Raw genomic sequence first — 22516 nt, 5'->3', positions numbered from 1 at the left:
CGATCCGACTCCCATGACCTCCCCGACCGACCCTGCCGGTGCACGGCCCCCGAAGCACCGGCAGGGTCGCCCCTTCCACCCCGGACGGCCCCGGACGGGTGCACCGGCGCGGTCCCGCGTGTCACCGGCCGCCGGGCCACCCCTGCGCCTGACCCGCGGGTCGGCCGCCCTGGGCGTCGCCGGGCTGGCCCTGCTCGCCTCGACCTCCGTCGCCGCACTGCCACCGGCCGAGCCCGGTGATCCGAGCGGGCTGGTGGTGACCGCACCGTCCGCGTCCCCGAGCACGTCCGAGTCCCCCACCTCATCCGGCTCCGGCCCGTCGTCCCGGCCGGCGTCCGCTTCCCCGCCGGGGTCGGACGCTGCTCCGCGGTCACCCGTGCTGGGCAAGGTGCCCCTCACCCGGGCCACGCCTCGACCGCCGCGCGCCGCGACGATCCCGGTCGAGCTCCGCGCTCCCGCTCAGGATCTGGCGTTGCCGGTCGACCCGATGGGTGTGGACGGGCGCGGCGCCATGGCCATCCCGCAGACTCCGGGCCGGGCCAGCTGGTACCGGTACGGGCCGGCACCCGGGGACCCGGGCGGGTCCGCCGTGTTCGCCGGGCACGTCGACGCGCCGTGGGGCAAGACCCCGCTGTACCGGATCAAGGACCTGAAGCCCGGGGACGCCGTCGACGTCGTGCTCAGCACCGGCGCGGTCCTGCCCTACCGGGTTCGCGCCGTCGATGCGGTCGCCAAGGCCCGGCTGGGCGCCACCGACCTCTTCCGGCGCGACGGATCGCCCGTGCTGCGCCTGGTCACCTGCGGTGGGCCGTGGCTGCCCGACCGGCAGGACTACCGTGACAACGTCGTCGTCACCGCTGAACCCGCTCGGTGAGCCGTTCCGTATACTCACGGGCAGACAGGCACGGGCGCGGCCCCGGGAGCACCGATCGGGGCGGTCGAGCACGGGAGACGGGATGACGCACACCGCCTCGGTGTGGGATGCCGCGGCCGATCCGCGGTTCCGGGAGGGCGACCCGGAGGTGCTCGAACGCGCCTTCCGGCACTGCGGCGGCGTCGTCCGCGGACTGGCGCTGCACGCCGTCCGCGATCCGCACCTGGCCGACGACGTCGTGCAGGACGTGTTCGTGCGTGCCTGGCGATACCGGGCGAGCTTCGACCCCGACCGGGCGGTGCTGCCCGCGTGGATCATCGGCATCACCCGGCGGGTGATCGCCGACCGGGCACGGCAAGCCGCCGCCGACCGGGACCGGACGGCCGACCTGGCTGAGCGTGAGGCGGACGCGGGGCAACCGACCGAGGACCAGGTGGAGGCCGCGGTCACCCGGTTGGTGGTCCGCGACGCGCTTGCCACCCTGCCGGACCCGCCGCTCTCCTTCCTCCGGCTGGCCTTCTTCGAGGACCTCACCCACCGGCAGATCGCCGATCGCACCGGGGTGCCGCTCGGTACGGTGAAGAGCCACCTGCGCCGTGGACTGCTCGACCTGAGACGACGGATGGAGGAGAGCCGTGAAGCATCTGGATGGTGAGTACATCGCTCTCCTCGCCCTGGGCGAGCAGCCCGACGACGACGCGCGGGCCCACCTGAACGGGTGCGCCGGTTGCCGGGCCGAGTTCGAGGAACTCCGGGCCCTCGTGGGTGCGGTCCGATGGACCGGCCCCGAGCCGGACGCCCCCGGCGAAGGCGTGTGGGACCGGATCCGGTCCCGGATGGACGAGACTCCGCCGTCTCCGGCGCACACCTCGCCGTCCCGCTCCGGTGCGGTTGCAGCCGGGCGACCCGAGCAGCGCTCGGATCGGGGTCCCGGCGGCCGGGGCGACGCCGACCGCGGCCCCGGCCGGCGTCGCCGGCGTCCGGGCGCGCGCACCTGGAGCTTCCTCGCCGGCGCGGTCGTGGCCGCCCTGGTGATCCTGGCGGTGGTCTGGGGGGTCGGCGCGCGCAACGGCGAGACGGTCGTCGCCACCGCACGGCTGGCACCCTTGAGCACGCAGGCCACCTCGGGCACCGCCGAGCTGCAGCGCGCCGCGGACGGCAGCACGGACCTGCGCGTGCGGATCAGCGCCGACCAGGTCCGCGGCTACACCGAGGTGTGGCTGATCGCCCGCGACGGCAAACGGATGGTCAGTCTGGGCACCCTGCAGGGCCGCTCCGGGCAGCTGCCCGTCCCGACGAATCTGAACGTGCGCGACTTCTCCACCGTCGACATCTCCGACGAGCCCTACGACGGCATCCCCACCCACTCGGGCGACTCGATCCTCCGCGGGTCGCTGACCTTCTGAGGTCTCCCCTCCGCCAACTCGCTATTGACGAGCTGGCGCGGGGACGGTGTCGGCGTCGGCGTGCTCGTGATCCGCCTCGACGGGCTCGGCCGCGTGCCGGCCTGCGGGACGGGAGAGCCGGCCCGGCCACCAGATGGCCGGACCGATCTGGTAGGTCAGCGCCGGGACCAGCAGCGTCCGGACGACGAACGTGTCCAACAGCACCCCGAACGCCACGATGAACGCGATCTGCAACAGGAACAGCACCGGGATCACGGCCAGGGCCGCGAACGTGGCCGCCAGCACCACACCGGCCGACGTGATCACGCCACCTGTCACGGCCAGCCCGCGCAGGATCCCCGGCCGGGTCCCGTGCCGGGCCGACTCCTCGCGGACCCGGGTCATCAGGAAGATGTTGTAGTCGATGCCCAGCGCCACCAGGAACACGAACCCGAACAGGGGCACCGACGGATCGGCACCGGGCAGGCGCAGGACCTCGTTGAACACCAGGGCGGACACGCCGAGGGCGGTGGCGAACGAGAGCACCGTCGTGGCGATCAGCAGCACCGGGGCCACCACCGCCCGCAGCAGCAGCATCAGGATCAGCAGGATCACCGCCAGGGTCAGCGGGATGATCAGGGTGCGGTCGCGGATGGACGTGTCGTTGGTGTCGATCGCCGTCGCGGTCTCCCCGCCGACCAGGCCGACACCGGCGAGGTCGGACCGCAGGGAGCGCACCGTCCGTTCGGCGGCGGCGCTGTCCGCGGCGGCGGTGAGCGTGGCCTGGAGCAGGACGTCACCGTTGACGACCGTCGGTTCCGGCGCCGGGGTGCCCGGCGGTCCGACCGCGCCGATGCCCGCGGTGGTCACGGGCGCCGAACCGGACGGGGAGTCCGCGCTGGTCACGGTCACGGCGTCGACGCCGTCGTTGGCCAGCAGCACGTCCGCCGCCCGCTGCAGGTCGCTCTCGGCCACGATCACCGAGGCGGGCGAGCCGGACCCGGCGGGGAAGTGTTCGGCCAGGGCGCGCTGGCCGTCCCTCGCGTCGGACGCGCCGATCACCAGGTCACTCTGTGGCACGCCGTCCGCGCGCAACCCGGTGATGCTGGCCGCCCCGGCGAGCAGGAGGACGACGCAGGTGATCCACACCGTCCGCGGCCGGCGGGCGACGAGCCGGCCGACCCGGGCGTACAGGCCCCGCGGGTCGATCGCGTTGTGCTGGTGCGCCACCTCGTACACCGGCCGTCGCGGCCAGTACGCCGCCCGGCCGAACGCGAACAGCAGCGCCGGCAGCAGGGTCAGGGCCGCGAGCATGGCGAACACGATGCCCAGGGCCGCCACCGGGCCCAGCGACTTGTTCGAGTTCAGGTCCGAGAGCAGCAGGCACAGCAGCCCGGCGATCACGGTGCCGCCGGACGCGACGATCGGTTCGACGGCGCTGCGCCAGGCGACCAGCGTGGCCGCGCCCTTGTCCGGGTTCGAGCGCAGCTCCTCCCGGTACCGGGAGGTGTACAGCAGCGAGTAGTCGGTGGCCGCACCGATCACGAGGATGAACAGGATGCCCTGCGTCTGACCGGTGAGCGTGAGGACGCCGACCTTGGCCAGCCACCACACCACGAGCAGCGCGACGCACAGGGCGAACAGGCTGGTCGCCAGCACCGCGACCGGCAGCAGCAGGGAGCGGTAGACGACCACGAGAATGACGAGCACCGCGGCCAGGGCGACCAGCAGCAGGACGCCGTCGATGCCGGCGAACGCGCCGACCAGGTCCGCGGTGAACCCGGCCGGTCCGGTGACGTTCACGGTCACGCCGGCTGGTGCGGCGGCGACCAACCGGTCGCGGACCTCCTGGACGATGACCGCGATCTCCCCGGACGAGGTGATCGGGATGAACGCCTCGGCGGCGCGCCCGTCCTTGGCCGGGATCACGGGCGAGACGCCCTGCTGGACGCCGGTGACGTCGGTGAGACCCTTGACGGCGTCGGACAGCGCGGTCAGCTGCTGGCTGGTCAGCCGCTGATCCGCGGTCATGACGGCGACGGCGGGCAGGGCATCCGAGGAGGTGAACTCGCCGAGCCGGTTCTGCACCTTCGTGGCGTCGGCGCTGGCGGGCAGGAAGCTCGTCTGGTCGTTGGAGGAGACCTCGTCGACCTTTCCGAAGTAGGGGCCGCCGACCCCGGCCGCCGCGAACCAGATCAGGATCAGCAGGGCCGGCAGCACCACGCGGATGACCCGGGTACCCGGGCGCCGCTCCCGGGTCGACGCCGTCGTCACGCTCGTACTCATGACACCTCTTTTCTCGCCCATCTTGTTTCTCGCTAAGCTAGCAAAGAGCCCGGCGAGAAGGAAGCCGCGCTTACAATCGGGGCGGAGGTGGTGAGGGTGGCGCAGCAGGAGTCGGCCGACAGCGGGACGACGCCCGACGCTTGGGGGTCCCTCTACGACCTCGACGCCAGCGATCCGCACGGTCGCCTCGTCGAACGTGCCGGTCTCGGCGATGCCGACATCGCGCAGATCAACCGGCTGATGGCCGCGGTGGGCCGGCTCAACGACGTCGAGCGGGCGCTGGCCGAACAGTCCCAGCAGTACATGCGGCTGAACGCGACGGACATGCGCGCGATCCACTTCCTGATCGTCGCCGAGCATCGGCACGAGGCCGTGACCCCCGGCGCCCTCGCCCGGCATCTGGGCATCGCGAGCGCGTCGACGACCAAACTGCTCGACCGGCTCGAGACCGGCGGGCACATCACCCGGGCCGCTCATCCGACCGACCGCCGGTCGCAGGCCGTCCGGGTCACCGCCCGCACCCACGAGGCCGCGATGAACACCGTCGGCCGGGTGCATTCCCGCCGCTTCGGGCCGGCGGCGGAGCTCACGCCCGAGGAGCGCGAGGTCGTGATCGGGTTCCTGGACGCGACCGCCGCTGCGCTCGCCGGGCCGGTGGACGAGCCGAATCAGGCTCCGACCGGTCGATCCCGTAGCGTGTGATCCCACCGTGATATCGACGACTGATACAGGAGAGCGCGCGTGACCCAGGAAACCAGCACTCATTCGGACACCCCGCTGCGGGTGGCGGTGACGGGGGCGTCCGGCAAGCTCGGCGTCGCCGTCGTCGAGGACCTGACCGCCCACGGGCACCGGGTGATCACTCTGGACCAGACCACGCCGACGGACCCGGCGATGGGCGCCCGCGTCGATCTGACCGACTACGGCCAGACCGTGGACGTCCTCGGCGGCATCGAGGACCGGCACGACGGGCTCGACGCCGTCGTCCACCTGGCCGCGCTGCCCTCTCCGGGGCTGGCGCCCGACGTCGCGACCTTCGAGAACAACATCCTGGCCAGCTATCACGTGTTCCGCGCGGCGCTGCGCCTGGGCATCCGGAACATCGTGCACGCCTCCAGCGAGACCCTGCTCGGCATCCCCTTCGCGCAGGACCCGCCGTATCTGCCCGTCGACGAGGAGTACCCGGTGCGGCCCGAGTCGACGTACTCGCTGGTCAAGCACCTCGAGGAGACGATGGCCCACCAGTTCGTGCGGTGGCACCCGGACCTGAAGATGGTCGGGCTGCGGTTCTCCAACGTGATGCGGGTCGAGGACTACGCGCAGTTCCCCGGGTTCGACGCCGATCCCGCCAGCCGCGACTGGAACCTGTGGGCGTACATCGACCGCCGCGACGGCGCGCAGGCGGTACGCAAGGCGCTGACCTGGCAGCACACCGGATACGAGACCTTCGTGATCGCCAACGACGACAGTGTGATGTCGCGCAGCACCGCCGAGCTGGCCGCCGCCCGCTTCCCGGACGTGCGGGTCACCAAGGAGCTCGGCGAGCACGAGAGCCTGCTCTCGAACGCGAAGGCCAAACGGCTGCTCGGCTTCGCGCCGGAGCACTCCTGGCGCGACCACGTCTGAGGCTTTCCCGGCCGCTGATGAAGGCGGTGCACCGGCTGCACCGTCCCTTCCGCCCACTGAGTGTTCCCCCGACCGAAGGAGTTTCCCGATGGCCCTGTTCGCCGTCACCTACCGCTACGCCGACGACACCGCGCGACTGGACGAGCACCGGCCCCGCCACCGGGCCTTCCTGCGCGGCCTGCACGAGCAGGGCCGGCTGCGCCTGTCCGGGCCGACCGACGGCGGTGCGACCGCGTTGATCATCATGGAGGCCGACAACGCCGAAGCCGTCGAGACGGACCTCGACCAGGACCCCTTCCGGCTGGAGGGCCTCATCGCCGAACGGACCGTGCAGCCGTGGGCCATCGTGATCGGCAGCCTGCCGAGTGGTGCCGACAACACGTGACGACGGCGGCAGGTGACGACGGCGGCCGATGAGCGTCACCCGGCCGCGGATCCGCCGGCACGGCAGGATGAGGGGATGAACCCCGTCACCCACGCCCGCGCGCTGACTGCTCTCTCGCGGGAGACCCGGCTGTGCATCTCGCTGGCCGCGCGGCCCTCCAACCACGGCACCCGGTTCCACAACTGGCTGTACAACCAGCTCGACCTGGACTTCGTCTACAAGGCCATGACGACGACCGACATCGACGCGGCGATCGGTGGCGTGCGGGCGCTGGGGATCCGCGGCTGCTCGGTGTCGATGCCGTTCAAGGAGGCGGTGATCCCGCTGGTCGACGGACAAGACGCCTCCGCGACCGCGATCGACTCCGTCAACACGATCGTCAACGACGACGGCCGGCTGACCGCCTACAACACGGACTACCTGGCCATCGCCTCCCTGCTCGCCGAGCACCGGGTGGACGCGGCCTCCTCCGTGCTGCTGCGCGGCTCCGGCGGCATGGCCAAGGCCGTGACGGCCGCGTTCGCCGACGCCGGGTTCACCGACGTGACGATCCTGGCGCGCAACGGCGACGCCGGGTCCGCGCTCGCGAGCCGGTACGGCTTCACCCACCGGGTCTCCGCGGACCCCGGGGACAGCGCGGACGCACGGGCGGACGTCGTCGTGAACGTCACGCCCATCGGGATGGAGGGGAGCAGCATGATCGGGGACGCCGCCGATCGCCTCTCCTTCGATCCCGCTGTGATCGACGCCGCGCGGGTGGTGTTCGACGTGGTCGCGATGCCGGTGCGCACGCCCCTGGTGGTGGCCGGGGAGAGGGCCGGGAAGACCGTCATCACCGGTGGCGAGGTGATCGCCCTGCAGGCCGCGGCGCAGTTCGAGCTCTACACCGGGGTCCGGCCCACCCCGGCACAGGTGGACGCCGCCGAAGCCTGGGCCGCGGCCGATTGACGGCGTGGACGGGTCCCGCGGTGCGGCCCGATGCGCTTGACTGGGGATCATGCTGCTTCCTCCCGGCTCCGCCCGGCGTCGTCGTCACCCGGTCCGCGCGGTCGCCGTCGTCGTCGCCGGCCTGCTCGCCGGCACGCTGTCCGCCTGCACGTACACCGGGGACCCGGTGCAGCCGGTCGCCGACCGGCTCGCCGCCGCCCTCTCCGCGCGCAACGCGGACCAGATCCCGTTCACCGGCACCACGGGTGCGGCGGTGACCCAGCAGCTGGCCGCCCGCTCGGAACAGCTCGGCGGGATCGCCCCCGCGGTGACGGTGGACCGGGTGGACCGGCCCGACGGCGCCGCGGCGAACGTCGCGCTGACCGTGCGTTGGGACATCGACGCCACGGACCGGGACTGGACGTACACCGTCACCGCCCAGCTGGCCCGGAAGGACGGGCAGTGGTCGGTCACCAACGGCGACGGGCTGATCGACCCCTCCCTGAACCCGGGGGAGCGGCTCGCGCTGCGTCGGGTCGCCCCCGAGCGCGGTGACATCCTCGGCGCCGGCGACACCCCGATCGTCACCGCCCGCCCGGTCGTCCACCTCGGTGTGGACAAGACGAAGGTGCCCGCGGCGGAGCAGGACCGCGCCGCCCGGGCGGTCGCGTCCGCCGTCGGCATCGACCCGGCCGCCTACGCCGCCGCGGTCAAGGCCGCCGGCACGCAGGCCTTCGTCGAGGCCATCACCTACCGGGACGGCACCCACGCCGCCGAACGCCGTGCCGCGGCCGCCGTCACCGGCGCCGTCGAGGTCCCCGACCAGCTGCCCCTGGCCCCGTCCGCGACGTTCGCGCGGGCGGTGCTCGGCAGCGTCGGTCCGGTCACGGCCGAGATGGTCGCCGACTCGGGAGGGCGTTACCGGGCCGGTGACACCGCCGGCCTGTCGGGTCTGCAGGCCCAGTACGAGGACCGGCTGGCCGGCACGCCCGGCACCCGGGTGCTGGCCGTCCCGGCCCAGGGTGAGCCGCGCACGCTGTTCGAGAACCAGGCCCAGGCCGGCACCGACGTGCGCACCTCGCTCGACCCGCGGGTCCAGACCCTCGCCGAACGGTTGCTCGCCGACCAGAAACCGGCCAGCGCGCTCGTTGCCGTCCGGCCGAGCACCGGGGAGATCGTCGCCGCGGCGAACGGGCCCGGCAGCAACGGGTACAACACGGCCCTGCTCGGTCAGTACGCCCCCGGGTCCATCTTCAAGGTGGCGACGTCGCTCGGCGTGCTCCGGACCGGGGCGACCCCCGCGACGACCGTGCCCTGCACCCCGAGCATCACCGTCGACGGGCGCACCTTCAAGAACTTCCCCGGCTACCCGGCCTCCGCCCTCGGTGACGTCCCGCTCCGCACGGCCATCACGTTCAGCTGCAACACCGCGTTCATCGCCCAGTACGACCGGGTCGACGACGCCGGCCTCACGTCCGCGGCCGGCAGCCTCGGCGTCGGTCGCCCGAACGAGACGGGTGCCGCCGCGTTCCTGGGGTCGGTACCCACCGGCGTCAGCGCGACGAACCACGCGGCGTCGATGATCGGCCAGGGCAAGGTGCTGGTCTCCCCGCTCGCGGCGGCCACGATGGCCGCGTCGGTGGCGCGCGGGTCGACGGTGACGCCGCGGTTGGTCACCTCCGACCCGGCAGCCACCACGGCGTCCGCGTCGGCACCCGCGTCACCCTCCGCCACGGCATCATCCGTGCCGGCCGTGCCGCTGACCGGCGCGGAGGCGGCCGGTCTGCGCACGCTGATGCGCAGCGTCGTCACCGGCGGGGGAGTGGATCCGCTCAAGGACGTGCCCGGCGGTTCGGTGTATGCCAAGACCGGGACGGCGGAGTACGGGACGGCGGATCCGCCGCAGACGCACTCGTGGATCATCGCCTACCAGGGCGACCTGGCCGTGGCGGTCTTCGTGGAGGAGGGCGACCACGGCGCCATCACCAGCGCCCCGATCGCCGCTCGCCTGTTCACCGAGTTGGCGAAGTGACGACCATGGGCTGAGCACGGCGTCATCGGGCTTCACACAAACGCGACCGGGGACGGGCAGGCTGACTAACCTCGGCGGATGCTCATCTCCGGACTGGCGGTCGGTGCCGCCCTCGGGTTCGTCATGCAGCGGGGCCGCTTCTGCGTCACCGGCGCGTTCCGGGACCTGTGGATCTCCCGCAACACGCGGTGGTTCACGGCGTTCATGGTCGTGGTCGCTATCCAGAGTGTCGGCGTGTTCGCGCTGGACGCGTTCGGCGTCATCAGCCTGAGGACGCCGGACTTCGCGTGGCTGGCGACCATCGTGGGCGCCTTCGTCTTCGGTTTCGCGATCGTCCTGGCGGGCGGCTGCGCGACCGGCACCTTCTACCGGTCCGGTGAGGGCCTGGTCGGTTCCTGGATGGCGCTGGCCATGTACATGCTGGTCGCAGCGGTCGCCAAGTACGGCCCGCTCGGGGCGTCCACCAAGGCGTTCCGGTCCGTCACGGTGCCGGTCGGCACCGTGTACGAGTCACTCGGCGTCTCCCCCTGGGTGCTGGTGCTGGTGCTCGTCGCGGGCGTCGGCCTCGCCGTCCGGCACCATCTGACCCGGCCGAAGCGATTCGTCGCGATCCTGCCGCCGGAACGCACCGGGGTGGCGCACGTGCTGTTCGAGAAGCGGTGGCACCCCTTCGCCACGGCCGCTGTCATCGGCGTCATCGCGATCGCCGCCTGGCCGCTGAGCTGGGCCACCGGCCGGCAATCCGGGCTGGGCATCACGACGCCGTCGGCCAACGCGGTGACCTGGCTGACCACGGGCGACGTCGACCTCGTCGACTGGGGGGTGCTGCTCATCGCCGGCCTGCTGGTCGGCTCGTTCATCGCGGCGAAGGCCAGCGGCGAGTTCAAGCTCCGGGTGCCGGACGCGCGCACCGCGGTCCGCTCCGTCGCCGGCGGCGCTCTGATGGGCATCGGCGCCTCCTGGGCCGGCGGCTGCACCATCGGCAACGCCATGGTCAACACCGCCATCTTCGGTTACCAGGGCTGGGTGTCGCTGATCTTCATGATCCTCGGCACCGGCGTGGCGACGAAGGTCTTCATCACCGGCCGGCGCGGTACCTCGGTGGGCCGGTCCACTGGTAAGTCGGCCGGCGCGTCTGCCGGTACCTCCGTCGGCACGACGACGCCGGCCGGCGTCGTCCCGGCCTGACGGCCCACCCGAACCCGACTCTCACGAAGGAGACATCCATGGCTGCGCACGTTCTCGAGACCGACGGCCAGGTCTGCCCGTTCCCGCTGGTGGAGGCCAAGCGGGCGATCGACGCCCTGCCGGTCGGTGACGAACTGGTGATCAACTTCGACTGCACGCAGGCGACGGAATCGCTGCCGCTGTGGGCGGCCGACGAGGGCTACCCGGTGACGAACTTCGCCAAGCGCGGCGCGGCGGAGTGGACGATCACGGTGCAGAAGGCTTGAGCGCGGAGACCATCTCCGGTTCGGGCCCGGTCAGAGGCCACCCCTACACTAGCCCGATGAGTGAAATCACCACGGTCGACGCCGGTCCCCGGCGGGTCAGCCGGCGCGCCGTCATCGACGCGCCCGTGCAGGAGCTGTTCGCGCTCGTCGCCAACCCCCACCGGCATGCGGAGCTGGACGGGTCGGGCACCGTCAAGCCCGAGGTGATCGGGCCGCGCGAACTGCACCCCGGCGATCGGTTCACCGTGCGGATGCGGATGCGTGGCGTGCCCTACCGGATCACCTCCTCCGTCAGCCGGCTGTACCCCGGGAAGCTGATCGAGTGGCGCCACCCCGCCGGGCACCGGTGGCGGTTCGCCTTCGAGGACCTGGGCGGTGACCGGACCGCGGTCACCGAGACCTGGGACTACTCCGGTCAACGACTGGGTCGGATCTACGAATGGCTCCGGTTCCCGGCCCTGAACGCCCGGGGCATCCGATCCACCCTGGAGCAGCTGCAGCGCCGATACGGCTGAGCCGACTCCGCGCGAGCGGCTCTGGCCTGATCCGGACCGGCGGTTCCCGATCGGCACGGCGTACGGAAGAATGAGCCAGCGGGCAGCGTTGCCCCTCATCATCGACTCCCCTTCTTCCCGAGGACGACTCATGCCTTCCGCCCTGCCCGACGACGCCGCTCCGCGCACTGGCCGCGCCCCGGTGATCTGCGAGCCCGACCCGCAGTCCGGCGTGCAGCCCGTCGTGCCGCCATCGGCCGTCCAGCGGCCGGTCGGCGGTCCGGGCGACCGCGGCTACGGCAGCAGTAGTCCGGGCGAACGGGGCACCGTCGAGCGGATCCCGGCCGGCGGCGTCGCCGTCATCGTCACCATGCTGGTCGCCGCGTTCGTCGTCATCCTCAACGAGACAATCCTCAACGTCGCCCTGCCCCGGCTGATGACCGACCTCGGCGTCAGCGCCACCACGGTGCAGTGGCTCTCCACCGGTTTCCTGCTCACCATGGCCGTCGTCATCCCGGTGACGGGCTTCCTGCTGCAGCGGTTCTCCACCCGGGCCATGTTCTGCACGGCGATGGGCCTGTTCAGCACCGGCACCCTGCTGGCCGCGCTGGCCCCCGGCTTCGGCGTGCTGCTGGTCGCGCGGGTCGTGCAGGCCAGTGGCACGGCGATGATGATGCCGCTGCTGATGACGACGATCCTGACTCTGGTGCCGGTGACCCGGCGCGGCGCCGTGATGGGGAACCTGTCCATCGTCATCTCGGTGGCTCCGGCGCTGGGTCCGACGGTCTCCGGCCTGATCCTGCAGGCGTTCTCGTGGCGGTTCGTGTTCATCTTCGTCCTGCCGATCGCGCTGGCGGCGCTGGCCTACGGCGCCTGGAAGCTGACCAATGTGAACGAGGGCGGCGGCCAGCGGTTCGACATCGTCTCCGTCGTGCTCTCCGTGCCCGGGTTCGGCGGCCTGGTCTACGGGCTCAGCAACATCGGCGAGGCCGGTGGCGTCGACCCGATGGGGCTCGCCGCGGTGATCGGCGCCGTCGTCGTGCTCGTGCTCTTCGTCGCCCGGCAGCTGCAGCTGCAGCGGCGGAACGCGCCGTTCCTGGACCTGCGCACGTTCCGGTTCCCGATGTTCAGCATTTCCGTGGCGATCATGTGCATCGCCTTCGCCATGCTGCTCGGTTCGGCGATCCTGCTGCCGATCTACCTGCAGAACGTGCTGGGCCTGCCGGCGGTCGTGACCGGTCTGGTGGTGCTGCCCGGCGGGCTGCTGATGGGGGTCATGGGCCCCATCGTCGGGCGCCTGTTCGACCGGGTGGGGCCGCGGCCGCTGACCGTGACCGGGTCCGTCCTGCTGGTCCTGGTGCTGTGGCAGTTCTCCCGGCTGGACACGTCGACGCCGGTCTGGTTCGTCGTGGTGCTCTACCTGGTCCTCACGCTCGGCCTGTCGTTCCTGTTCACCCCGAGCTTCACGGGCGGCTTGAACCCGCTGCCGCCGCACCTCTACTCGCACGGTTCGGCGATCCTCTCCACCCTGCAGCAGGTGGCCGGCGCCGCGGGCACGGCCCTGCTCGTCTCGATCATGAGCGCGGCGGCGGTGACGACGACGACGGCCTCCGGCACCCGGGTGGACCTGGTGCCCGGCATGCACACCGCGTTCACCGTGGCCGCCATCGGGGCTATCGGCGCGGTGGTGCTGTCGCTGTTCACCCGCCGGGAGGCGCCGGCGTCGGCGGGCGGGGGTCACTGAGGGTCCTCGGCGGCATTCTGGGCAGACCGCCGCCGGGATCCGTCGGGTCTCCGCTGTGCCCGGTCCCACGTCGTCCGGGATACGGCGCTGAATCCCGATTACGTCCGGCGTGGCTCGGGCCCTGCGTCAGCCGGAGAACGGCCAGCCGCGGTAGGTCTCGGCCTCGAGTCGAGCCTGCGAAAGCGTTTCCCACTGAATGACGCCCCTGACGTGTTTGAACGCTTGCCTCCCCGGCTAGGGTTCTCCTATGAAGCACGGGGGACTGTTCGACGATGACGACGACAGCCGGCTGCGTCATGAGGCAATGGCTTGGCTGACCGTCCGCTCGAATGACGGCGCCGACCCGTTGTCGTCCGAGGATCTGCTCGATTTCCGATTCAACGGCGAAGAGTTCAGGCTGAGAGACCGCCAGCGGGGCATACGTAAACCCCGTCAGCTGAGGTCTGCACTCTCACTGACCACGGTGTATCGGCCCGAAGGCGCGAACCGGCCCTATGAAGACGCCATTCACTCGGACGGACGAGTTCGATACAAGTGGCGTGGGACGAATCCGTTACATGCCGAGAATCGAGCGCTACGAGAAGCGATGCGGCAGCAAAAGCCACTCATCTGGTTCCACGGCGTCGGCGATGGCTACTACCAGGCGATCTACCCCGTCTTCCTCGTGGCTGAAGAACCAGAGCTTCAACAGTTCGTCGTTGCGACCGATGGAACACAAGACATCCCCGTGGCGCCAGCGTCCGTTGCCGAAGAGGCGCTGAGGCGATACGTCGAGCGGACGACTCTTGCGCGCGTCCACCAGCCGGTCTTCCGATCGATGGTGATGCGCGCTTACGAGACGCGGTGCGCCGTCTGCGAACTCAAGCATGGCCAGCTCCTCGACGCCGCCCACATCACGCCGGACAGCCACGCCGAAGGGATCGCCGCGGTCACCAACGGCCTGGCGCTGTGCAAGATCCATCACAGCGCGTTCGATGCGCGGATCTTGGGAATCGACCCCAACTACACCGTCCATATCCGGCCCGACCTCCTCGATGAAATCGACGGCCCGATGCTCCGTTACGGCTTGCAAGAACGGCACGGACAGCAGCTCATGGCGCTACCGAAACTGCGCAGCGAGAGACCCGACCGGCAGAGACTGGAGCACTCCTTCGAGCGCTTCCGGGCCGGCTGAGCGCAGTGGCTACCGTGGAGGATGACCCCCCGAGAGGACCCACCCATGAGTGACCACGACGACCTGACCTTCACCGAGCCGGTCCACCTCGACCTCGAGTTCCGTGACGGCCGCAGCGGCGGTACCATCCTGCACTTGCGGCAGGGCCTCTTCCCGGCCGCCGTCGTCGTGCCCTCGACCGAGGGCTGGCACAGCTCCTTCACCAGGCTGGACGCCCTGCTCGCCACCACGTGGTGACACACGGACGGCGCGGCGCGGGGACGTGCTCAGCCCTGGACGCCGCCGGTGCAGACGGCTCCCGGCTCGGGAGTCTGCGGGCCCTGCCGATACTTCGTGAGGAAGGGCGCCAGCCGGGGGTCGCCACTGCTGTCGACGGAGAGCTGTTTGCCCCACGCGGTCGCCATCACCGCCGACTTCTGCTCCGGCACCGGGCTCAGCAGGATGTAGTCTCGGCTGCCGACCAGGTCCGTCAGCTTGGCCACCTGGTCCTTCGGGAGGTCGGGTCGGTAGCTCAGCCACACCGCACCGTGTTCGAGGGAGTGCACGGCACGGGTCTCCTCCACGGGTGAGGTGTAAGTACCGCAGTTGGTCCACACCGGGGCGTGGTCGCCTCCGGTCGACGGGGTCTGGGGATAGGTGACGGGTTCGGTGGTGTGGTTCCGGGATTGACCGGAGAAGGTCTGCTCACCTTCGATGGGACGGGCGGCAGCAGCGCGGGTCGCATCACGCTGCCTGATCTCGCCGACGATGACGAAGGTCACCGAGGCGATGATCGCGGCGACCACGAGGGCACCGGTGCCGTAGATCAACCAGGCTCTGCGCCGGTCGGCGGCCCGTTGCTTGGCCTGGAGGGCCTGCAGCACCGCCCGGCGTTCCTCGGTGGTCTTCCGCCGCGTCGCGGTCATCTGGTGGTTCCTTTCGTCAGAGAGGTCAGAGCCTGCCGCGCAAGTCCTGGAGCGCGGTGACTTCCGCGGTCTGCGCTTGGACGAGGCTGGCTGCGAAGTCGCGAACCTTCGCGGTCTCAGCCAGGTTGGTGGCCGCGCGCGCCATCGCCACACCCCCTTGATGGTGGCTGATCATCAGGTCGGTGAACAACTTGTCCGCTGCCGGGCCGGATGCGTCGCGCAGCTGTTGCAGTTGCTCGGGTGTGGCCATGCCCTTCATGCGGTCGCCGCCGCTCATGCCCTGCATCTCGCTCTGGCTCATGCCCTGCATGTCGCCGCCGCCGGCGCTCTGGCTCGTCGTTCCGCCCGCTCCGGCTCCCATCCACGCCATCGGCGGCTCCGATCCGGCCTGGGGCAGTCCCCAGTCCACCAGCCAGGCGTACATCTGGCCGCTCTGCTGCTGCTGTGTGGTGATGATGTCGTAGGCGATGGAGCGGATCTCCGGGTTGGTGGACTTGTCCCGGATCACCAACGCCATCTCGACGGCCTGGGCATGGTGCGCCTGCATGTCCCGCGCGAATCCGGCGTCGGGCCCCGAATTGGGTACCGGAGGGGGACCCGCGGTGAGACGACCGACGGCGAAGAACGCTGCAGCCGTGAGCACGACGACGGTGAGGAGGGCCAACCACAGCCGACCGCTCAGTGGCCGTGCACGGCGCGCGGTCACGGTGCCCGATTCCACTTCGTCGTCTTCGGTCGGAGCGACGGTGTTCACGTTCATACCTGCCTTGGGGTCTCGGATGGATGCACAACTCCCCGTCCGTGCGCGAGCGAAGCCGTCGCTGACTCCCTTACCTGTTCTTACGTTCACGGTAGCCGAGGAGGCGGAGCGCGTTGGCGACGACCAACAAGGTGGACCCTTCGTGAATCAGGACGGCTACTCCGATCCCGACGGCTCCGGCGATGGTGGTGGGGATCAGAATGGCAACGATACCAAGGCTCGCCCAGAGGTTCTGTCGGATGATCTGACTGGACTTCCGGCTCAAGTCCACCGCGAAGGGAAGTCGCTCCAGATCGTCAGCCATGAGGGCGACGTCCGCGGTTTCCATGGCCACGTCCGAGCCGGCGGCGCCCATCGCGATTCCCACCGTCGCGTTCGCCATCGCCGGCGCATCGTTGACGCCGTCGCCGACCATCGCGACCTTGTGCTCCCTGGTACGCAGGTCGACCACTGCCTTGACCTTGTCATCGGGCAGCAGATCCCCACGCGCCTCGTCGATGCCGATCTTGCGGGCGACGGCGTTGGCGACCGTCTGGTTGTCGCCGGACAGCATGATCATGTTCCGAATGCCGGACTGGCGCAGACGTGCGACGACGGACTGCGCCGCGGGCCGAGGGACGTCCATGAGGCCGAGCACACCGAGGTACCGACTCCCGCGCCGCACCACCATGGTCGTCCGCCCCGACGCCTCGAGCCGTGCGGTGGTTTCGCTGACGCGCTCGGTCAGTGGCGCGCCGTCGATCTCGCTGAACAGCAACTGCTTGCCGATGTGGATCTCTTCTCCGTCGATCAGCGCGCTCACGCCGCGGCCGGTGATGCTGGTGACCGCGTCGGCCTTGAGCGCAGGCGTCCCGTCCAGCTTGGTACGAGCCGCGGCGACGATGGCAGCGGCCAGCGGGTGGTCACTCTGTGCTTCGACGGCGAGGGCGACACTGAGCAGTTCCGTCTCCGTCACTCCGTCGACCGGCTCGACGTCGGTCAGTTCCGGCTTGCCCTCGGTGAGCGTGCCGGTCTTGTCGAAAGCGATCGCGCGCAGTGTGCCGAGGTTCTCCAGCGGACCACCGCCCTTGATCAGCAACCCTCCGCGCGCACCGCGCGCCAGACCACTCAGAACCGCGCTCGGAGTGGAGATGGCCAGGGCACAGGGGCTGGCTGCGACGAGGACCGCCAGGGCGCGGTACAACGTGGCGGAGAACGGCTCGTCGATGACCAGACCCGCGAACAGCAGGACGACCACCAGGGTGAGAACGGCGGGAACGAAGATCCGCTGGAACCGGTCGGTGAAGCGCTGCGTGGGCGAGGTCTGTGCCTGCGCTTCGCTCACCATCCGGACGACCCGCGCCAGCGTGGAGTCCTTCGACAGTCGAGTGACCTGGATCTCCAGGACGCCCGGCCCGTTGACGGTGCCGGCGTAGATCCGGCTTTCGGCCGGGATGTCCTCCTCCTTGCGCGAGCTGCCGGGCGCCAGAGGTTCCTTGTCGACGGGGATGCTCTCCCCCGTCACGGCCGCCTGGTCGACACTGCTGCGGCCGACCGAGACGAAGCCGTCCGAAGGAATGCGACTGTTGGGCTTGATGACCACGGTGTCACCGATCCGCAGTTGCTCGACCGGGATCTCCTGCTCCGTGCCGTCCCGTCGGACGATGGCGGTGGCGGGCGCGAGTTCGGCCAGCGCCTGGATCGCCTTCCGGGCCCGTCCCATCGCAAAGCTCTCCAGCGCGTGACCGATGCTGAACAGTGCCAGCAGCAGGGCGCCCTCGGCCAGCTCGCCGAGTACTGCCGCCCCGGCAGCCGCGACCAACATCAGGAAGTCGATCTCGAACCGTTTGGCCATCACGCTCTGGATGGCCTCCTTGAGCGTGTAGTAGCCGCCGAAGAAGTACGCGGCAACGTACAGCACGGTGGAGACCAGGTCGGGGACAGCGGAGCTCAGCCCGAGCAGGAAACCCGTCGCCAACGTCACGGCGCAGAGGATCGCGAAGATCAACTCGCTGCGCTCACCGAAGATCCCACCGTGTTGATGATCGTGCTCGTCGTGGCCCGCGTCCTCGGACTGGGCCACGACTTCGGGTTCGGCGGCCGCCCCGTCACCGGACCCCGGGGCCTGCGGCCGGCCCACGCGCGGCGGAGTTCCGCTCCGCTCGAGCAACTCGACGATCTCCCGTTCCGAGGTCTGGTCCGCGAAGTACTCGACCCGGACGGAACCGGTCGGGGAGACGTGCGCCTCCACCACCCCGGCAGCCTTGCGCAGCTTCTGCTCCAGCAACTGGGCGGGCGCCGGGCGCGACACCTCGTCCACGTCGAGGCTGAGGTGCCCGAAGTCGTTGTCGACGCGAGCACCGAGCGAGAACGCGAGCTCACGGATGCGCTGGAGGCTGATGACGTCGGGCTCGAAGTGCACGCACAGCTGCGCGGCGGCCTGTCCCTGCTCGACGTGGGCGCTCGTGACCCCGTCGCGGGCTTGCAGACCTGCGGTAAGTCGTCGGACGCAGGCGTCCTTCTCGTCCAATGCCTCGGGAAGCACCGTGTTCAGATCGAGCTGTGTGTCGGTGGCCATGGGTGCCGTTCTCCAGATTCGGGAAGGGTGGTGGTGGGGTTGCCTCGCCGTGTCTTACCCGGTCGAACCGGGTCCGCGGAAGCCGTCGCGCCCGCGACCGCACCCGCCATCGTGGACACCACGAAGCAACCCAACCCATTCACATATTTACATCTTAGTATATGAGCGCGTCCAAGTCACGCGCGCCGTTCCCGGCGTTCCGCCGCAGCGGTACGGGCGTGGCCGGCACCCGCGTTCGCGCCGGAACCACCCGTCAGTTCGCGCCTCGGCGGGCCTCGTCGAGATACGCGTAAGCGGTGACGCGTGAGATGCCCAGGCGGAGGGCGATCGTCTCGGTTGACTTGCGCATCTGTGTGGCGCCGCGTGCGTCCAGTCGCTGCAGCACGCCGATCTTCTCGTCCCGGGACATCTGCGCCACGGGCTTTCCCACCTCGGCGATCGCCTCACTGATCATGCCGTCCATCACGGACACCAGATCGCGGCCGATGTATTCGTCCGGCTGCGCCGCCCCCGCATGAGCGGACACCGGCAGCAACGCATCGAGCAGCGACCGCGCCTGCTGGAGGGCGCTCAGGTCGACGTTGATGCACAGCGCAGCGATGATGTCTCCCGCCCGGTTGTGGAAGTAGACGCTCGAGCAGCGCAGTTCCCGTCCGTCGGCCGTGAAACCTCGGTACCCGAACGCGTCGTGGTCCTCCTGCCGATTTCGTAGCACGTTCAGTCCGAGGCTGGTGGACGGGCCACCGACTTCGCGTCCCGTGACGTGACCGTTCTCGATCGCAGCGATCGTGTGCCCCAGGTCGACGTCCGCGCCGTCGAGGTTGTGCAACACCACCTCGCACGCGGGGCCACCGGCCGCGGCGACGGCACGCATCACCGGTCGAAAGGTTTCGAGCACCTCGGCCGCATCCTCGAACGTCTCGCGCCTGTTCATGTTCACAGCTCCTACTCTGCTCCATCTCGTCGTCTCTGCTCCATCCCGCCATGAACGAAATGTCTTTGCTATAGACAGAAAGTTCGCCGTTCGCTAGTTTGGCTCCTAGTAGGGCGATGCCCCGTTCCCGGCCCCTTCGGGCCACGCATCGAGGAGTAGATCTCATGACCGGAGCAAGCACCCGCGGTGGGCTCTCCCGCCGCCAGCGGCGGATGATCGCGGGCGGTTCGATCGGCACGCTGATGGAGTACTACGACTACTACCTGTACGGGTTGGCGTCGGCGGCCGTGTTCCCCGCCGTCTTCTTCTCGACCGACGATCCGACCATCGCCCAACTGTCGTCGTTCGCCACGTTCGCCGTGGGGTTCCTGCTGCGTCCCGTCGGCGGCATCATCTGGGGCATCGTGGGCGACCGGATGGGTCGGAAGACCGTGCTCATGATCACCGTCGTGGGCATGGGCATCGCGACCACGGGCATCGGCCTGATTCCGTCGGATCAGTCGATCGGCATCGCGGCACCGCTTTTGCTGCTGCTGTTCCGGATGTTCCAGGGCTTCTTCGTCGGTGGCGAGATGGGAGGTGCCGCGACCATGGTCGTCGAGAACGCCCCCACCGGCAAGCGCGGGTTCTACGGTGCCTTCCTCATCAGTGGCGCCGGCATCGCCAACGTCGCCGCCGGTGGCAGCATGGCCGCGCTCGGCCTCACTCCCTCCTCCTGGTTCCTGCAGTGGGGCTGGCGCATCCCCTTCGTCTTCTCGATCGTGCTGGCGATCGTGGCGGTCCTGCTGCGACGCAAGCTCGAGGAGTCCGAAGAGTTCATCACGACACAGACCCAGCAGATCGCGGCCGTCGGCAAGAAGGCGAATCCCCTGATCGAGGTGTTCCGTCACCCGAAGAACGCCATCATGGGCATCCTCATCGGTCTGCCGCAGTCGATCGCCGGTTACGTCGTCCTGACGTACGGACTCAGTTTCATGGTGTCCAACAAACAGCTACCCGCCTGGATGGGCTTCGCAGGGACGATGATCGTGGGTCTGCTCCAGATCATCGTCGCTCCGACATGGGGCGCGATCTCCGACCGCATCGGCCGTCGCACGACCTACATCATCGGATGCCTCGGCTTCGCGGCGATGGTCTACCCCTCTTTCATGCTGTTCAGCACGGGCAATATGTGGTTGATTTGGCTCGGGCAGATCCTCGGCTTCGTACTGTTCGGCGTGGCGATGCAGGCCACCCTGTCGACGATGTTGGTGGAGATGTTCGACCCCGAGGCGCGGACCACCGGTGTGAACCTCGGCTACCAGATCTCGAACACGCTCGGCGGCGGCTTCGCACCGCTCATCAGCGCGGCGCTCGTTGCAGCGGCGGGTGGGGCCTTCTGGCCCGTGGTCATGTACTCCGCAGTGATCTCCGTGGTCGGTGCGCTCGCGACGCTCGTTGCCTCGGTCCGCCCTGACGTCGAAGGCGCAGGTCGACTGCACGTCCTCGCGGCGACCCGGAGCACTGACATCGACAGGACCGGGGCCGCCGCGAGATGACGGACACGCCGACACCCACCTCACCTCGACCGCGGCTGATCGCCCTCGGCGAGAGCATGGTGATGATCACTCCCGCAGGTGCCGAGTCGCTCGCCAGTGCAGATGAATTGCGACTGCACGTGGGCGGCGCCGAGTCCAACGTCGCGTCGCACACGGCGGCGTTGGGCGTGTACTCCGCATGGGTCAGCGCCGTTGGTGCCGACGTGCTCGGCGACCGGGTGCGTGGGTCCGTCGCACGGCACGGGGTGGACGTCGGTTGGGTGCGGACCGACCCGGACGCCTCGACGGGGGTCTATTTCAAGGACCCCGGCCGCGGTGTGCTCTACTACCGGTACGGCTCGGCCGCCTCGCGGATGGGCCCGCCGTCGGTCGAGAACGTCCCGCTGGAGGATGCCGTCGTCGTGCACATCTCCGGGATCACCCCCGCGCTCTCCCCGTCCTGTGCCGCCCTCGTCGACGCCGTCATCGACCGGGTGGCGGCAAGTGACGCCACCCTCAGTTTCGACGTCAACCATCGCGCTGCCCTGTGGCGGCCGGGGGAGGCTGCCGCCGTGTTGCTCGGCCTCGCGCGCCGGGCCGACATCGTGTTCGTCGGACTCGACGAGGCGACGACGCTCTGGGGATGTGAACTGGCCGACGAGGTTCGTCGCCTCATCCCGCAGCCGCCGACGCTCGTCGTGAAGGACGGCGCCGGGGGGTGCGACCGAGTATGCACGGACCGACGGCACGGAGCGGGCCAGCTTCGTCCCGGCGATTCCCACCGAGGTGCTTGAACCGGTGGGCGCAGGCGACGCATTCGCCGCGGGCTACCTCGCCGCGCTGATCGAAGGCTCCGACGCTGCCGCGCGCCTGGCCGCCGGCCACGCACGGGCACACCTCGTCCTGCAGTCCCCGAGCGACTTCGCCCCCGAGCCTCCACGATGAAAGGCTGACCCCGACATGACCGACAACTCCGCTTTCGGTGAACTCTTCGGTAGCGCACGCCTCATGGCGATCCTGCGCGGTATGGGCACCGAACGCAGCCTCGCCGTCGCCACAACCGCCTGGGATCTCGGCATCGAGGCGGTCGAGATTCCGGTGCAGACGCCAGCAGACGTAGAGGCGCTCCGGGTCGTCGCGACAGCAGCGGCCGCACGCGGACTGCGCGTCGGTGCAGGAACCGTGGTCACCGGTGAACATGTGCAGCAGGCGAAGGATGCGGGCGCCGCGTTCACCGTCAGCCCCGGGTTCGACGTCGAGGTCGTGCGTTCCTCCGCCGAGGCCGGGATGCCGTCGCTGCCCGGTGTCGGCTGTGAACAGCCGCGCTCGGTGTCGTGGTTTTGGTTTCGCTTCATGTCGGGCCCGTTAGTCCCTATGGCTGCAGCAGTTCTTCCCGGATGCGGGCGGCGACGGCGTCGCGCATGGGGCGGACGTCGTCGGGGGACCAGGAGTCCGGATCCGG

The 22516-nt window shown here is 70.2% G+C and carries 23 protein-coding genes; 18 read left to right on the top strand and 5 right to left on the bottom strand.

The genetic code is table 11. From position 1 onward, the window contains the following. Nucleotides 1-13: 13 nt before the first annotated feature. From BKD30_RS13035 to BKD30_RS13025, 3 genes are all read left to right on the top strand, one after another. Complete coding sequence (locus BKD30_RS13035; protein ID WP_083956484.1) at nucleotides 14-874, top strand: class F sortase; 861 nt, start codon at nucleotides 14-16, stop codon at nucleotides 872-874. Nucleotides 875-956: 82 nt separating this feature from the next. Then, nucleotides 957-1529: an RNA polymerase sigma factor gene (locus BKD30_RS13030; protein ID WP_076705249.1), complete on the top strand. Its 573-nt coding sequence runs from the start codon at nucleotides 957-959 to the stop codon at nucleotides 1527-1529. Then, nucleotides 1510-2280 carry an anti-sigma factor gene (locus tag BKD30_RS13025; RefSeq protein WP_076705248.1) on the top strand — a complete coding sequence of 257 codons (771 nt, stop codon included), beginning with the start codon at nucleotides 1510-1512 and terminating at the stop codon, nucleotides 2278-2280. The genes BKD30_RS13030 and BKD30_RS13025 overlap by 20 nt, the downstream gene beginning before the upstream one ends. A 21-nt stretch (nucleotides 2281-2301) precedes the next feature. Here BKD30_RS13025 and BKD30_RS13020 read toward each other — a convergent pair whose 3' ends face one another. Continuing rightward, nucleotides 2302-4545, bottom strand: coding sequence for an MMPL family transporter (locus BKD30_RS13020; RefSeq protein ID WP_076705246.1), 2244 nt, complete (start codon nucleotides 4543-4545; stop codon nucleotides 2302-2304). A gap of 96 nt (nucleotides 4546-4641) precedes the next feature. Here BKD30_RS13020 and BKD30_RS13015 point away from each other — a divergent pair, with 96 nt between their 5' ends. The 11 genes from BKD30_RS13015 to BKD30_RS12965 all read left to right on the top strand — a co-directional run bounded on the left by BKD30_RS13015 (nucleotide 4642) and on the right by BKD30_RS12965 (nucleotide 14618). Next, complete coding sequence (locus tag BKD30_RS13015) at nucleotides 4642-5247, top strand: MarR family winged helix-turn-helix transcriptional regulator (RefSeq protein ID WP_076705244.1); 606 nt, start codon at nucleotides 4642-4644, stop codon at nucleotides 5245-5247. Between the two features lie 75 nt (nucleotides 5248-5322). Next, nucleotides 5323-6171 carry an NAD-dependent epimerase/dehydratase family protein gene (locus BKD30_RS13010; protein WP_076705401.1) on the top strand — a complete coding sequence of 283 codons (849 nt, stop codon included), beginning with the start codon at nucleotides 5323-5325 and terminating at the stop codon, nucleotides 6169-6171. 88 nt (nucleotides 6172-6259) lie between these two features. Next, nucleotides 6260-6556 (top strand): YciI family protein, encoded by a 297-nt coding sequence (locus tag BKD30_RS13005; RefSeq protein ID WP_076705242.1) that lies wholly within the window; start codon nucleotides 6260-6262, stop codon nucleotides 6554-6556. A gap of 75 nt (nucleotides 6557-6631) precedes the next feature. Beyond that, complete coding sequence (locus tag BKD30_RS13000; RefSeq protein ID WP_076705240.1) at nucleotides 6632-7504, top strand: shikimate 5-dehydrogenase; 873 nt, start codon at nucleotides 6632-6634, stop codon at nucleotides 7502-7504. A gap of 49 nt (nucleotides 7505-7553) precedes the next feature. After that, nucleotides 7554-9515 (top strand): penicillin-binding transpeptidase domain-containing protein, encoded by a 1962-nt coding sequence (locus BKD30_RS12995; protein WP_076705238.1) that lies wholly within the window; start codon nucleotides 7554-7556, stop codon nucleotides 9513-9515. A gap of 78 nt (nucleotides 9516-9593) precedes the next feature. Continuing rightward, nucleotides 9594-10703 (top strand): YeeE/YedE family protein, encoded by a 1110-nt coding sequence (locus tag BKD30_RS12990; RefSeq protein WP_076705236.1) that lies wholly within the window; start codon nucleotides 9594-9596, stop codon nucleotides 10701-10703. Between the two features lie 38 nt (nucleotides 10704-10741). After that, the gene (locus BKD30_RS12985; protein ID WP_076705234.1) at nucleotides 10742-10969 is read left to right on the top strand and encodes a sulfurtransferase TusA family protein; all 228 of its coding nucleotides are present in this window, start codon (nucleotides 10742-10744) and stop codon (nucleotides 10967-10969) included. Between the two features lie 56 nt (nucleotides 10970-11025). Then, nucleotides 11026-11484, top strand: a complete 459-nt coding sequence (locus tag BKD30_RS12980; protein WP_076705232.1) for an SRPBCC family protein — start codon at nucleotides 11026-11028, stop codon at nucleotides 11482-11484. Nucleotides 11485-11614: 130 nt separating this feature from the next. Further along, nucleotides 11615-13207 (top strand): MDR family MFS transporter, encoded by a 1593-nt coding sequence (locus BKD30_RS12975; protein WP_083956482.1) that lies wholly within the window; start codon nucleotides 11615-11617, stop codon nucleotides 13205-13207. A 247-nt stretch (nucleotides 13208-13454) separates the two neighbouring features. Next, nucleotides 13455-14381, top strand: a complete 927-nt coding sequence (locus tag BKD30_RS12970) for an HNH endonuclease (RefSeq protein WP_235861700.1) — start codon at nucleotides 13455-13457, stop codon at nucleotides 14379-14381. Nucleotides 14382-14426: 45 nt separating this feature from the next. Then, complete coding sequence (locus tag BKD30_RS12965) at nucleotides 14427-14618, top strand: hypothetical protein (RefSeq protein ID WP_076705229.1); 192 nt, start codon at nucleotides 14427-14429, stop codon at nucleotides 14616-14618. A gap of 29 nt (nucleotides 14619-14647) precedes the next feature. Here BKD30_RS12965 and BKD30_RS12960 read toward each other — a convergent pair whose 3' ends face one another. The 4 genes from BKD30_RS12960 to BKD30_RS12945 all read right to left on the bottom strand — a co-directional run bounded on the left by BKD30_RS12960 (nucleotide 14648) and on the right by BKD30_RS12945 (nucleotide 19537). After that, the gene (locus tag BKD30_RS12960) at nucleotides 14648-15286 is read right to left on the bottom strand and encodes a DUF3105 domain-containing protein (RefSeq protein ID WP_076705227.1); all 639 of its coding nucleotides are present in this window, start codon (nucleotides 15284-15286) and stop codon (nucleotides 14648-14650) included. A gap of 25 nt (nucleotides 15287-15311) precedes the next feature. Next, nucleotides 15312-16046 (bottom strand): DUF305 domain-containing protein, encoded by a 735-nt coding sequence (locus BKD30_RS12955; protein ID WP_083956480.1) that lies wholly within the window; start codon nucleotides 16044-16046, stop codon nucleotides 15312-15314. A gap of 70 nt (nucleotides 16047-16116) precedes the next feature. After that, a complete protein-coding gene (locus tag BKD30_RS12950; RefSeq protein ID WP_076705225.1) occupies nucleotides 16117-18603 on the bottom strand; it encodes a heavy metal translocating P-type ATPase in 2487 nt (828 codons plus the stop codon). 253 nt (nucleotides 18604-18856) lie between these two features. After that, nucleotides 18857-19537, bottom strand: a complete 681-nt coding sequence (locus BKD30_RS12945; RefSeq protein WP_076705392.1) for a helix-turn-helix transcriptional regulator — start codon at nucleotides 19535-19537, stop codon at nucleotides 18857-18859. 164 nt (nucleotides 19538-19701) lie between these two features. Between BKD30_RS12945 and BKD30_RS12940 the strand changes: the two genes are divergently transcribed. The 4 genes from BKD30_RS12940 to BKD30_RS12930 form a co-directional block, all read left to right on the top strand. Beyond that, on the top strand, nucleotides 19702-21075 hold the full coding sequence (locus tag BKD30_RS12940) for an MFS transporter (RefSeq protein ID WP_076705223.1): 1374 nt from the start codon (nucleotides 19702-19704) through the stop codon (nucleotides 21073-21075). Next, nucleotides 21072-21848: a sugar kinase gene (locus BKD30_RS12935; RefSeq protein WP_268874388.1), complete on the top strand. Its 777-nt coding sequence runs from the start codon at nucleotides 21072-21074 to the stop codon at nucleotides 21846-21848. The genes BKD30_RS12940 and BKD30_RS12935 overlap by 4 nt, the downstream gene beginning before the upstream one ends. A 4-nt stretch (nucleotides 21849-21852) precedes the next feature. Further along, a complete protein-coding gene (locus BKD30_RS16885) occupies nucleotides 21853-21999 on the top strand; it encodes a PfkB family carbohydrate kinase (protein ID WP_268874387.1) in 147 nt (48 codons plus the stop codon). 15 nt (nucleotides 22000-22014) lie between these two features. After that, the coding region (locus BKD30_RS12930; protein ID WP_076705221.1) for a beta/alpha barrel domain-containing protein at nucleotides 22015-22516 on the top strand (502 nt) is incomplete at its 3' end.

This window comes from Tersicoccus phoenicis, assembly GCF_001968835.1.
GTDB classification, from domain to species: Bacteria; Actinomycetota; Actinomycetes; order Actinomycetales; family Micrococcaceae; genus Tersicoccus; species Tersicoccus phoenicis.
Note: the sequence above shows the minus strand (reverse complement) of the source record. Positions and strands in the feature narration are given on the sequence as shown.